The sequence below is a fragment of the Eisenbergiella massiliensis genome, assembly GCF_003435485.1.
Genome location: NZ_QVLV01000046.1, coordinates 1 through 13,190 on the forward strand (window position 1 = coordinate 1; position 13,190 = coordinate 13,190).

The following is a 13,190-nucleotide window of genomic DNA, read 5'->3' on the forward strand; positions in this document are numbered from 1 at the left end:
TTGCAAGATCAAGGTTTTTGGTAAATCACGAATTCACTTTGAAATTTTACCTTATGCTGAAACAGCTGAAACAGTAATAAAAAGTATGCTAGGAAGATATTTACATGAAATCTCCGAAATTGCTTACCATAGTATTAGGATTTGATTCGCTCAGAAAGGCCCTGAAGCAGAATGATTAATGAAAATAAGCGAAGGAATAGCAGTAAAAACAAAAGAAACGGCAGTAATAAAATAATGCACACCACAATCCCCGCCCTGAAAATAGCGGCGGGAAGCTGCATTTCCATGTATATCGCCCGGCAGCTGCAGCTGGATTTCGCAGCCTCGGCAGGGACGATTACCCTGCTGACCCTTTTGACTACCCGGTGGGAGACACTCAAGCTCTCCTGTTACAGGCTCCTGTCATTTGTTCTGTCCGTGTTTCTCTGCCGGCTTTTATTCCGGCATATGCCCGGGGACTGGCTGGCCTATGGTATGTACGTATTTCTTATTTCCGTTATTTTTACCCTGATGGACTGGCGGGCGGTGATTTCCGTCAATGCGGTCATTGGCACCCATTTTTTGGAAACGGGGGACTTCAGCCCGGCTTTTATCAGGAATGAACTTGCGCTGGTGATAATCGGTATTTTTTTCGCAATACTGCTGAACCTGTTCCAGAACAATGCCGGACGCAGAAAAAAGCTGTTGGCGCATGTGCGGCTGACGGAGGGAGAATTAAAAAAGATATTGAAAGAACTGGCGGCGTACCTGTCGGGAAGCGGACGGCAGGAGAGGGCCTGGGAGGATTTGGAGCTTCTGGAAAGCAGGCTGGAGGGCTTCCGGGAACAGGCATATGAATACCGCTATAATATCCTCCGGCCCCATGCCGGCTATTATCTGCGCTATTTTGAGATGCGGACAAAACAGTGCCTTGTGCTCCGTAACCTGCACGGAGAGCTTATCAAGCTGAGCTCGCTGCCGGGACAGGCTGCAGCGGTGGCCTCTTTTATGGAATACTGCGCCTCTTATGTCCATGAACCTAATGATCCCAAGGCACAGCTTGCCCGCCTCCATGGGGTGATGGAACAGATGAAGGCGGAGCCGCTTCCCGGGACTAGGGAGGAATTTGAAAACAGGGCGGCCCTATACCATGTTCTTATGGATTTGGAGGACTTTCTTCTGTATAAAAGAACGTTTGTGGAAACAATGGATGAACGACTGCGCAGTATTTACTGGGAACAGCGCTCTGCAAGGTAACGGCCGCGGCCGTTCGGCTATCGGAGCCATTGCCAATGGCCGCGTCAGCTTGGCCCTCGGAGCCATTGCCAATGGCCGCGTCAGCTCAGCCATCGGAGCCATTGCCAAGAGCCACGTCAGCTCAGCCATCAGAGCTGCTGCTAACGGACAGCCGCCTGAACTGCAGAGGGGTAATGCCCTTCATCCGCTTAAAGGTCCGGCAGTAATAGCTGGTATCATGGAAGCCGCAGACATAGGCGATTTCCGTAATGGTCTGCCTGGTATCGGAAAGCAGCGGCAGGCTTTTTTCGATCCGGCAGGTAAGTATGTACCCGAAGGGGGAAATGGACAGATGACGGCGGAACAGTCGGCTGCAGGTGCTTTCGCTGACATGAAAGGAGGAGGCCAGCTCCTTCAGGGTTATCGGCTCCTGTAAATGCAGCTCAACGTAATGCAGCATATCCTTCAGCAGCTCTTCCTCACGTCCCGCATTCTGTGCCGGGGCGAATGCGGCGGGCAGATGGGACGCAAACGCGGTAAAAAGGCTGCCAATATGACTTTGAATCTTCAGCTCATAGCCGAAGTCCTTTTGCAGGGATGCTTCATACATAGAAAGCATGGTGCGGATACACTCCGCCTCCCAGGCCTCTTCCCTGTGGAAAATATAGCTGGAAAAGCTTTTGTTATTCATCAGGGGATACAGGTATTTTTCCATAATCAGGCTGTCCGGGGAGGATTGGATAAGCTCCGGGGCAAACACAAAATTATACATGACACAGCGGCCGTCTGCGGCAGAAGAGGCGCTGTGCAGTATATCAGAATTAATGAAAATACCATCCCCCTCCCGCAGGATATGGGACTCCGAAGCAGTCATTAAGGAAACCTGCCCGGAAACCACCGCGGACAGTTCAAACTCCCGGTGCCAGTGCCAGGGAATGCTGCCTGCATAATATAACGACATATCATCCAGATAGGTCTGGAAGGGGAAGGCTTTGGAACCGTGCTTTGTCAGCTCCTGTAAATCGGAGCCGATTTCGATATGGGCCAGCTGCATGAAAACACCTCCATTTTATTACCGCTGCAGAAGATTACAGGATATATTTATGTGCCCGGGCATATGAAAAAACAGGAATTGCCCCGCTGCAGAGGGAAAATACATAAAATGACCGGATAATTCAATAAATATCATAAATAATGACAAAAAATCACTATTTTTATTCGGAATGTGACTTTATAATACTAAATTGTCAGGCCTGATGCAAGCAAAGAAAAATGCTGTTGAAAAAGCTTTGCCGGGGAAAAGCACCACATGCAATTTCCAGCCCGCAAAACCCTCCGCAGACAAAACTGCACAGCAATTTGCCCTGTCCCTGACATGCAAAAACCCGGCTCCCATAAGCCCGGGAATCACAACAGAAAAGACTGTTTTTGAGGAGACGAAAATATTATGGAAACCAATGTTGCCACCCGTGGCGGCTCCGTGCTGAAAAGCTACCGCCACACCCTGTATGCAAGCTATCTGGGCTATATCACCCAGGCTATCGTCAACAACTTTGTACCGCTGCTTTTTACCACCTTTATCGCGTCCTACGGGATTTCCCTGGAAAAAATAACACTGCTGGTCACCATCAATTTCGGCATCCAGCTGGTGGTGGACTTCCTGTCCGCGCGCTTTGTGGACAAAATAGGCTATAAGGTATCCGTCGTAGCCGCCCATGTGCTGGCGGCTGCGGGCCTGGCGGGCTTAGGAATCCTGCCGGATCTGATGCCGGACCCTTACGTGGGCATGCTGATATCCATTTTCTTTTACGCCATCGGCGGCGGCCTGATAGAGGTACTGATCAGCCCTATCGTGGAGGCCTGCCCCTTTGACCAGAAATCGGCGGCCATGAGCCTGCTGCATTCCTTCTACTGCTGGGGCCATGTGGCGGTAATCCTGATTTCCACGCTGTTTTTCGCGCTGGCCGGTATACATAACTGGAGAATCCTTAGCTTTATCTGGGCGTTGGTGCCGCTGCTGAATGCGGTATATTTCTGCCTTGTGCCGGTGCGTTCCCTGAATGAGGACGGACAGGGAATGTCCGTAAAGGAGCTGCTTTCCGGCAAGCTGTTCTGGATTTTTGCCATTACCATGGTGTGCGCAGGGGCATCGGAGCAGGCAATGAGCCAGTGGGCTTCCGCCTTTGCGGAAACAGGCCTGAAGGTATCCAAAACAATAGGGGATATGGCGGGCCCATGCATGTTCGCCATCCTGATGGGAACCTCCCGCGCCTTTTATGCAAAATTCAGTGAGAAAATCAATCTCATCGCCTTCATGACGGCAAGCAGCCTGCTGTGCGTGGCCAGTTACCTTTTGGCTTCCCTGTCTCCCATTCCGCTGCTTTCCCTGGCAGGCTGCGGGCTCTGCGGCCTTTCGGTAGGCATCATGTGGCCGGGCACCTTCAGCCTGGCGGCGGAAAAATGTCCCAGAGGCGGCACCGCCATGTTCGCCTTTTTTGCCCTGGCCGGCGATCTGGGCTGTTCCTCCGGGCCGACTCTGGTGGGAATGGTTTCTGATGCCTTTGACGGCAGGCTCACGGCGGGCCTGTTTGCGGCCATCGTATTTCCCATTGTGCTGCTGCTGGGCCTGCAGCTGTGCAGAAGGGTCACTGAAAAAAGAAAAGAAGCCGTATAGAATTCATCGGCGCTGCCCACACTATGCATAACAGGAACATAGCAGAACTGCCCGAAGCTGGCGGATAAGAGGTGTGCGGCATGGATTCTATCTGGAGAAAAATAACTCATAACCCGGAAAGGCTGGCGCTTTCCGGTCATATTCAAACGGAAGCGGCGGTGATAGGCGGCGGGATGGCAGGCATCCTGACCGCCTTTTTCCTGCAGGAAGCAGGGGTGAAAACAATCGTGCTGGAGGCAGGGCATGTGGGCGAGGGGCAGACAGGAAGCACCACCGCCAAAATCACGGCACAGCACGGTCTGATTTATGACGGCCTGATCCACAGCCAGGGAAAGGAAAAGGCGGCGCTTTATGCCCGGGCAAACAGCAGGGCGGTAGAGGATTACCGCAGCCTGGTGCAAAGCCGGAACATCCAGTGCCGGTGGCTGGACTGCCCGGCGTACCTGTATACCCGCTGTAAACGGGATGTTGTGGAAAATGAGGTGCGCGCCTGTAACGAACTGGGGCTTCCGGTTACCTTTGTGACGGATACCCAGCTGCCGTTCCCGGTGGCGGGCGCGGCAAAAATGGAAGGGCAGGCCTGCTTTTCCCCGCTGGAATTTCTTTTTAACATCGCAGGCGAACTGACGGTTTATGAAAACACGGAGGTGAAGCGTGTGGAAGGGAAAGTGATTACCACAGCAGGCGGCGATGTGACGGCGGAACATATTGTTTTTGCCGGACATTTCCCTTTTATTAACCGGCCCGGCTATTATTTTGCCAGGATGCATCAGGACAGAAGCTACTGCCTTGCTCTGTCCGGCGCAGGTCATATGGAAGGCATGTATTACGGCATGGACGAGGGAGATTACTCCTTCCGCGGCCTTCGCCTGGAGGATAAGGATCTGGTGATCCTCGGCGGCTGCAATCACCGTACGGGGGCGAATGAGGGAGGCAGATACGAACGCCTGCGAAACAGCGCCCGCAGCTACTGGCCGGACTGCAAAGAGGAGGCGGCCTGGTCGGCCCAGGACTGCATGACACTGGACGCGGTCCCCTATATTGGCCGTTTCTCCCCGGCAGCGCCCGGCTGGTACGTGGCCACGGGCTTCGGCAAATGGGGCATGAGCCATTCCATGGTGGCGGCGCGGCTGCTGGCCGATCTGATTACCGGAAAGGAAAATCCCGCAAAGGAGGTGTTCACGCCCTCCAGGTTTGGCTGGGATGCGGCGGAAAGCCTGGCGAAGCAGGCAGGCTGTACCATAAAGGGCTATGTGGGGAAACGTAATGCGACGGGCGGCGAGCATCTGGAGGATCTCAGGCCGGGCGAGGGTCATCTGGTGGAATACGGCAATGGAAAAATCGGCGCATACCGGGATGAATCGGGCACACTGCACCTGGTGTCCGCCCGCTGCCCCCACCTGGGCTGCGAGCTGACCTGGAACCCGGACGAAAAAAGCTGGGACTGCCCCTGCCACGGCTCCCGGTTTGATTATGAAGGCAAGGTGCTGGACGGCCCCGCCCAGGAGAATATCGGCCTGAAGTGGGAATAAAGTGCATAATGAAGGAAAACGCCTGTTCCGTTGATTCGGAAGGGCGTTTTTTATTTCCACGGGCAACGGGCCAGGCAGACATGCCATGAGTATTTGATTTTTTTAACAGCCGGCCATGAAATCAGTATACGGTTATGTAAATCTTTATGAAAGTAAAAACAGAATGAAGCCCTGCCATTGCTATGCGGCCGCTCCCATGGCAGACTGGTGGAAAAGGGAAAGGAGAACACAGATGGGAAAACCGTGCAAAAGTAAAAATAAACCGCTGTTCGTGAGTACGGACGGCAGCAGGCTGAAAATCCCGGAGCTGGCGGGAAGGGAGGAGGAGCTGGGAGATCTGAAGGGATGCCGGATCCCTTCCCTGATCAGCGCCCGGGCACCGGAGGGAGAGGTGATCATCGCTGCCGCGGATGTGGGAAACGAAGGGGCGGACTGGGGCTGGCTTGGCTTCGGAGTGAGAAGAAGCCTGGATGGGGGAAAGAGCTTTGGAAAGCTTCAGCGGGTAATCACGCTGCAGGCCCATCATGCGCCGCAGGATTTTTATGACTGGCATTCGCCTTTTGTCATCGATCCCTGCATGGTGCAGGCGGAGGACGGGACAGTAATAGCGGTTATGGATATGTGCCCCGAAAGCATGGGCTTCTGGAAAAGGGAGTGGCTGGAGGAAAATGCCTTTACGGAAATCGATGGGAAAAGCCGCCTCATGCTCTTTGACGGCGATACCCGCGTGGGTGACCGGCCGGAGGCACAGAAGGGGAACTGCTATACCGTCAGGGAGCAGGGCTGGGTTTATGATCCCGAGGGCCGCAGAACCCGATATTACATGCCGCAGAAGCATTCTGCGTCCCACGGCTTCCAGACGCTGGGGGATTTATATTATGCGGTGGGAGAAGCGGATTATTTAGACAGGGAGCCTCCGCTGATCCCGGAAAAACCGGGAGAGGGAGAGGATATTTACGTGGGGAATGTGTATTTAAGCTGGAATAAGCCCTCATTTCCCCAGGGGACGCCGGAATTTGTCAGGAAACGCATGGCCGGCCCGGGGGAGCAGGTACCCTCCGGCTACAGGGTGCTGGAAACGGATCCCGCCCCCCTTGTTGCGGCCGCTGCCATGCATTTGTGGATGACAATCAGCCGGGACGGCGGAGAGCACTGGGAGCAGCCTGTGGATCTGACGCCAATGGTAAAGAGGGATGGGGAGGGTGTTTTCCTGGGGACAGGCCCCGGGGCGGGGATCAGGCTTTCCAGGCAAAAGGATCCCCGGAAAAATAATAGAATCCTGATTCCGGTGTACCAAAGCTGCAAAAGCGAAAACAGCGCTTCCGTAATATACAGCGATGACAACGGAATTACCTGGCGCCGCAGTGAGGAAAATATGTACAACTGCGATGAAGTGCAGGCGGCAGAGCTTTCCGACGGAACAATACTGAGCTTCGGCAGGCCCCGCCGTCCGGGGTATACCCCGGTTTCCTACAGCCGGGACGGCGGTGAACACTGGGTGGAAGGAAAGGCAACGCAGCTTTTCGTGCAGTCCTGCCAGAAATCCCTGATTGCCCTTCCCGTGGATGAGGGAACGGAAGAAAATTTTCCCTGGAGGTATCCGGAGGGAATGCAGAAGAGCAGACAGTATGTGCTCTGTTCCTACCCATCGGGGGAAAACAACAGAGAGGATATCAGAAGAACGGACGGAACCATATCGCTGGGAGAAGTGGGGGAGGACTGTCAAATCACCTGGAAGGCCCATAAAAAAATAAGGCTGGAGGGAACCTGGGAAACAGCGGAGGATCCCATTTTCACCAATATTTTTTCCTATTCCTGCATGTGCGTCCAGGAAAACGGCAGCATCGGCCTGCTGTATGAAGCGCTGCCCAACAACTGCCTGTGCTATACACAGTTTAATCTGGACTGGCTGCTGGAAAAATGAGGACAAATCTGCCGGATTGTTTTATAATGGTTTTTAAAAACAGATCATTATTTACATTGCAGGAGGCGTTAAAAGGAAATGGAGCAGTTGAAAACAGGTATTTTATTTCAGGACGGATGTGTCCTGCAGCGGCAAAAGGAAATTGCCGTCTGGGGCGAAGGGCCGGAAGGGGAAGAGGTGACGGTTGCGCTTGCCGGCAGCAGGGCCGTCTGCCGTGTGGAGAACGGAAGCTGGCGCTGTACGCTGCCGCCGATGGAGGCCGCGGAAGGGCTGCGCATGGAAATCACCTGCCAGAAAGAGACGCTTTCCATCAGGGATGTTTCGGTGGGAGAGGTATGGATCGCAGGAGGACAGTCCAATATGGAATTTTTCCTGTGCTATGACGCACAGTGGGAGGACATGCAGTGCGCGGCGCATGAAAACAAAAACCCCCGCATTCACATGTTCAATGTGCCCCGGCTGGCATTTCCCGGACATGATAAGGATGTGTCGGAGTGCGGCTATTGGTTTGAGGAAGAGGATGACGCATGGCCGTATTTCAGCGCGCCCGGATATTCCTTTGCCAGGAGCCTGCAGCCTGTGCTGGGTGTGCCTGTGGGAATCATCGGCTGCAACTGGGGCGGCACCAGCGCTTCCACCTGGTTGGAGGAGAGCTGGCTTAAGGATGCGCCTCTGGATGTGTATCTGAAGGAATATGAGGCGTCCGTGGCGGGTAAGGATCCGGAGGAGCTGAAAGCGGCCTCGGTAAAGGCCTTTGCCCTGGAGGACTCCATGGAGCATCGGAGGGAGTGGGCCGGCGTGATGTACGGAATCGGCCTGGAAGAACAAAAAGAGTGGATGAAAAGGCCGGCAGGCCCGGAAAACCCCATGGGTCCCTACAATGTGGGACGTCCCGGCGGCCTGTATCATCAGATGCTGGAAAAAATCATCCCTTTTTCAGCGAGGGGTGTTCTCTGGTATCAGGGGGAATCGGACGAAGGCCATGCGGAGATTTATGACAGGCTGTTTACGGCCATGATCCGCTGCTGGAGAAAGAGCTTCGGACAGGAGCTGCCCTTCTTGTATGTACAGCTTGCACCCTATGGCTGGTGGCTGGGGGGCACCGGGGAGAAGTATCCCGAGCTTCGTCGCAGACAGGAAATGGTGGGCGAGAGCGTGCCCGGCGCATATATGGCCTCCATCATGGATCTGGGAATGTATGAGGATATCCATCCCAAGCATAAAAAAGAAGTGGGGGAACGTCTGGCGCTGCTGGCACGGGGAAAGGTGTACGGCGAGCCGGTTCTGTGTGAACCTCCGGCCCTGATCGGGGCGGAGCGGACGCAGGAGGGAATTGCCCTGCATTTTGCCAATACGGGTATCGGCCTGTGGGAGATGGAAGTACAGCCGGAAAACGAGGCGGAGGCGGAACGGCCCTCTCCGCTGACCGGGCCGGAACAGATGAAGGACGGATTTGTGGTGAGCCAGGAGGGCAGGCTGCTGGAAATCAGGGAGATTGATTTGCGCGAGGATACGATGGTGCTTCGGACAGAGCCGCTGTCCGATGCAAAATGCCAGGTTTCCTTCGCCTGGGTGCCTTATATCAGAGTCAGATTTTATAATTCCGCGGATTTGCCTATGAAGCCCTTCATGTGTGAGGTATAGAAGCGGGAAGAACGGGAATCCTGAACCATAGGCCGGCAGACGTTTCCTTGGGAAACGCCTGCCGGGAAGCGGTTCTTTGGCAGCCGCTTGCCCGGAAGCAGTTTTTCGGAAATTGTCTTTCCGGAAGCAGCAGCTTCTGAAAAAGAGACGGAGGTGCCTATGGCAGGGAAAGGTTTTTTTAAAGGATGGTATTTCAAGCAGGAAAAAGGCAGCCGCGCGGCTGCCCTGATTCCTGCTTTTCATTTTCCGGCGGATGCTCCCGGATATGCTTCGGTGCAGGTGATTACGGAGGAAGCGGCCTGGAACTTTAATTTCCCGCTGGATGCGGTAAAGGTTTTCGGGAAGAAGGATACGATACAGATAGGAAACAATTATTTTTCTCCCCGGGGCATCCGGGTGTCCTTAAATAAAGAGGAAGACGGCCGGACCATAAAAATAGAGGGCCGGATCCGATACGCTGGTTTGGCGGCTCTGAAAAGTGATATTATGGGGCCCTTCCGCTATGTACCCTTCCTGCAGTGCCGCCACGGCGTGGTGAGCATGTGCCACAAGACAAGAGGAAGCTTAAAGGTCAATGGCGATACCTATAATTTCCATGGAGGAAGAGGCTATATTGAAAAGGACTGGGGCTCTTCCTTCCCTTCCTATTATTTCTGGTGCCAGTCCGGCTGGTATGACAGGCAGGAATGCAGCCTCATGGTATCGGTAGCCGACATCCCCTTCCTGGGAGGCCATTTTCCGGGCTGCATCGCATTTGTTTATTACAGGGGGAAGGAATACCGGCTGGCAACCTACCGCGGCGTGAGGATTCTGAAATTCTGTGAAAATGAAGTGCTGCTCCGCCAGGGAAAAATGATGCTGTCCATCCGGGTAAAACCAGCGGAAGGACAGCATCTGAAAGCGCCGGTCCAGGGCTCAATGAACCGTTTTATCAAGGAAAACCTGGTATGCACCGTATGGTGCCGGTTCTGGCTGGACGGAAAGCTTATATTTGATCATCTGGGTATGGGCAGCGCGGAATTTGATACCGGAACGAACCGGCTGCGTTAGGGCAATTTTTAAATACGCCTTATGAAATGGGTATTGCGGCACCGGCTATTTCCGCCGGGACGCCAAAGGCATCATACATGTTATAGGTAATGACATAGTCCAGGCGGTTGGTAATATTTTGTATGCCGTCGTTTTTGCCGGGAATTACACCATGGATACTGATAAGAAGCATGGATGCGGCGTCAAAGGTATAGATTTGTGCAACATCATCTGAAGAAAGGGTATATTGGTATATCGTTCCATCAGTATAAACCGGAATTCCGGTCAGCCCGGGACTGGATTTAAGCAAAGTGAAAGAATCCTGCATACTGAAACCGGTGACTCCCTGCTTGGCGCGACGGGATTTTAACGTCCACTGCAGATTGTTTTTGCTTGTATATTCTTTCATGACGTTTCCCTCAAAGGCGGTGTACCTTTCCAGGCTTGCCGCTTCCGTATTTCCACCGGTGGTAGTGCTTTCTACAGCCTGATAGTATATACAGGAAGGATTGGCGGTCAGCTGGGTTGTTATACTGTGGAAAAAATTCACCTGTGGGGTGAGGGAATATGTCATTTCAATGGATTCCACACTTTCCACGTGATAGGAAGAAACGCCGGCCAGGGCTGCTTTTGACTGATCAACCAGCTGGGCAGCCGTAAATGGTGCCTGCACCATCGGCGCAGCCGTCACAGTCAATGAACTCATGGTAAATAAGACAATACCCAACACAATCCCCTTCATTTTTTTGAACTTCATATAAAATCCCCCTTTTAATTTTTTCTGATACTTTAATCAGTACCAGATGTCTATAAAAGAATTATATATAATTGTGTGGCCAAATACAATCTGTTTCGGTTAAAAGAGAACTTCCCCGGGCTCTGACACTTGGATTTCTTGTCAGTTCCGTTTATAATGAAGTATCATTTAATCACAGAAAAAATCAGGAGGAATCCCAAAATGAACATACTTGTAAGCGCCTGTCTTCTTGGAGTGGACTGCCGGTATGACGGAACCGGCTGCCTGCTTCCCATACTGGAAGAATTAAAGGAAAGGCATCATCTGATACCGATCTGCCCGGAAGCCTTCGGAGGGCTTCCCACACCCCGTCCGCCGGCAGAAATTCTTGACGGTAAGGTAATCAATGCTGAGGGCGCGGACGTAACGCAGCAATATGAGAAGGGCGCGCGGGAAATTTTGAAGCTGGCCCGTTTATTTAACTGCGAAGCGGCAATTCTCAAGGAGCGCAGCCCGGCCTGTGGCTTTGGAAAAGTACATAATGGCCTTTTTGACGGAGGGCTGGTGGAGGGAAACGGCGTGCTTGCCGGGCTCCTCAGCCGGGAAGGGCTTATAATTATCGGGGAAACACAGACGGACAGGCTTGCACGCCTGTAGCTGCTGCGGGACTTCCCGGGGGCATTAACATAGCGCCTTAATGATTCCGCTTTTTTAAAAAAAATCAGAAATCAAAAAAGGTAAAATTTCAAAGTGAATTCGTGATTTACCAAAAACCTTGATCTTGCAACACTTAATTCACGTTGTTTTGGTTTACGAGTGGCTAAAATAGAGCTATAATGAATTTCCAGGAGCCTGTTTTCATGTGTGCAAGCATGGCAAACAAGCATCTGGAATAGTGTGCAAGACTAAATTCCACATACCAGATTTTTGTAGGATTAAATTCGGCAGTGGATTCCGTCTTGATTATCGTTCTATTTTTTGAGTAATGATGGCTTCAAACTGACTTCATCAGCAGAGATTTCCTGCAGACATAAAAGTCTGTGGAGCTTATTATTCAAAAGCATCTTAGACAGCCTGAATGGAGTGCAGCCGTTCAGGCTGTCTCTTGCTTCGCTGTTGATGTGATTCATAAGTATGCATGCATCGCGTTGCTTATAGGAATCCAGACTTTGGCCTTTGGGAATCACATAACGGATATATTCATGGTTCTTTTCTATGCGGCCTTTTTGCCAGGAGGAGTTTGGATTGCAGTAAAATATTTTGGTACGGATTTCACCATTTTTATCGCATTCCAGACGCCCCGGAAACTGAAATTCCACACCATTATCAGTCAATATTACGGGGAACAACTCCTGGAACACTTTGATGCCAAGCTTCTGTGTTAAATAATCGAATACTTTTATGACTTGCTCCTGTGACTTCTCTTGTAACACAAAAATGAGCATAAGAGAGCAGTTACGGAAGAAAATCGTCAGGAAAGCCTGCGTACTGTTATCCCGGCCACCTTCCACGGTATCGAGTTCAACAATCGGAATATCAGGATACGTTTGAATAAATTTCTGGAAATCCTCATAAGTACGGCCGATGCGGAACTCTTTTGCAGAAAGACTAACCCTTGTGACGGTTTTCCTGGGTTTACATTTGTAACTGACCTTGCGGCGCAAATCGATATTCCTTGCAGTAAAAACACCTTGATCAATATAGTTATACAACGTTTTTCTGGAACAGGGAATTTCATGTCCGTGAAAGGCATAAATGTGTGCCAGCGACTGCCCCTGCAATAATAGCGGAGATATAAGATCATCAAGGAGTGCGATATCGACAGGAGCCTGATTAATTCCCTGTCTGCATGAAACAAGCAGATCCTGGGAGGATTTATCTGCATTCTGTGCAATATAGAAAGCTTTGCTCTTATTACAGGTACGCTGTCTTGTACAATGATTGCAAACATAAGGGGCTTTACAGATAGCTTCACATTGTGGTTCCAGATATTCCGGACAAAAGGCAGTGCATGCAGGAATACGTTCCTTATTGCTATAGCAGTATTTGCAGACTTTTACGCAATTCGGTTTGTCACAAAGAAAACGTAAGGAACAATCCTTAAATCTGCCACATCGAAGAGGATGTCTTGGATCAACCTCTCGTTTTTGAAAGGTGCGGTATTTCTTCACTTCCTTGGCAATTGTACTTGGATGCTTATCAAGTTTTCTGGCAATGGCTGCAAATGAGAGCCCATCATTTAGCCCCTTTTCAATATGAATTCTTTGGCTTGTCGTAAGGTGCTTTTGGTCATATGTTTTTTTCTTATACATAAAAAATCCTCCTTTGATGGAGGAATCCACTTACCAGGAACATCATACCATGAAACGTGTAACACTAAAATCGTCAAGCACGAATTTAAATGGTGAATCACGAATTAACTATAACATTTTAGGC

General features: G+C 51.6%; 10 protein-coding genes. 7 read left to right on the forward strand and 3 right to left on the reverse strand.

Annotated elements, in window-relative coordinates; all coding sequences use genetic code 11:
• Positions 1-234: 234 nt before the first annotated feature.
• Positions 235-1,236 (forward strand): aromatic acid exporter family protein, encoded by a 1,002-nt coding sequence (locus tag DXC51_RS29065; protein WP_117531237.1) that lies wholly within the window; start codon positions 235-237, stop codon positions 1,234-1,236.
• A 121-nt stretch (positions 1,237-1,357) separates the two neighbouring features.
• Here DXC51_RS29065 and DXC51_RS29070 read toward each other — a convergent pair whose 3' ends face one another.
• Complete coding sequence (locus DXC51_RS29070) at positions 1,358-2,269, reverse strand: AraC family transcriptional regulator (RefSeq protein ID WP_117531221.1); 912 nt, start codon at positions 2,267-2,269, stop codon at positions 1,358-1,360.
• Positions 2,270-2,662: 393 nt separating this feature from the next.
• Here DXC51_RS29070 and DXC51_RS29075 point away from each other — a divergent pair, with 393 nt between their 5' ends.
• The 5 genes from DXC51_RS29075 to DXC51_RS29095 all read left to right on the forward strand — a co-directional run bounded on the left by DXC51_RS29075 (position 2,663) and on the right by DXC51_RS29095 (position 10,039).
• Complete coding sequence (locus DXC51_RS29075) at positions 2,663-3,889, forward strand: MFS transporter (protein ID WP_117531219.1); 1,227 nt, start codon at positions 2,663-2,665, stop codon at positions 3,887-3,889.
• A gap of 80 nt (positions 3,890-3,969) precedes the next feature.
• The gene (locus tag DXC51_RS29080) at positions 3,970-5,421 is read left to right on the forward strand and encodes an FAD-dependent oxidoreductase (protein ID WP_117531217.1); all 1,452 of its coding nucleotides are present in this window, start codon (positions 3,970-3,972) and stop codon (positions 5,419-5,421) included.
• A 115-nt stretch (positions 5,422-5,536) separates the two neighbouring features.
• Positions 5,537-7,345, forward strand: coding sequence for an exo-alpha-sialidase (locus tag DXC51_RS29085; protein WP_117531215.1), 1,809 nt, complete (start codon positions 5,537-5,539; stop codon positions 7,343-7,345).
• Between the two features lie 78 nt (positions 7,346-7,423).
• Positions 7,424-8,989 (forward strand): sialate O-acetylesterase, encoded by a 1,566-nt coding sequence (locus DXC51_RS29090; protein WP_117531213.1) that lies wholly within the window; start codon positions 7,424-7,426, stop codon positions 8,987-8,989.
• Between the two features lie 159 nt (positions 8,990-9,148).
• Positions 9,149-10,039 (forward strand): tocopherol cyclase family protein, encoded by an 891-nt coding sequence (locus DXC51_RS29095; protein ID WP_147331888.1) that lies wholly within the window; start codon positions 9,149-9,151, stop codon positions 10,037-10,039.
• 19 nt (positions 10,040-10,058) lie between these two features.
• On the opposite strand, the gene DXC51_RS29100 is transcribed toward DXC51_RS29095, so the two are convergent.
• Positions 10,059-10,775: a hypothetical protein gene (locus DXC51_RS29100; protein ID WP_117531209.1), complete on the reverse strand. Its 717-nt coding sequence runs from the start codon at positions 10,773-10,775 to the stop codon at positions 10,059-10,061.
• A gap of 201 nt (positions 10,776-10,976) precedes the next feature.
• Here DXC51_RS29100 and DXC51_RS29105 point away from each other — a divergent pair, with 201 nt between their 5' ends.
• Positions 10,977-11,411, forward strand: coding sequence for a 2-thiouracil desulfurase family protein (locus DXC51_RS29105; RefSeq protein ID WP_021636974.1), 435 nt, complete (start codon positions 10,977-10,979; stop codon positions 11,409-11,411).
• 314 nt (positions 11,412-11,725) lie between these two features.
• On the opposite strand, the gene DXC51_RS29110 is transcribed toward DXC51_RS29105, so the two are convergent.
• Positions 11,726-13,066, reverse strand: a complete 1,341-nt coding sequence (locus DXC51_RS29110) for an IS30 family transposase (RefSeq protein WP_117546077.1) — start codon at positions 13,064-13,066, stop codon at positions 11,726-11,728.
• Between the last annotated feature and the right edge of the window lie 124 nt (positions 13,067-13,190).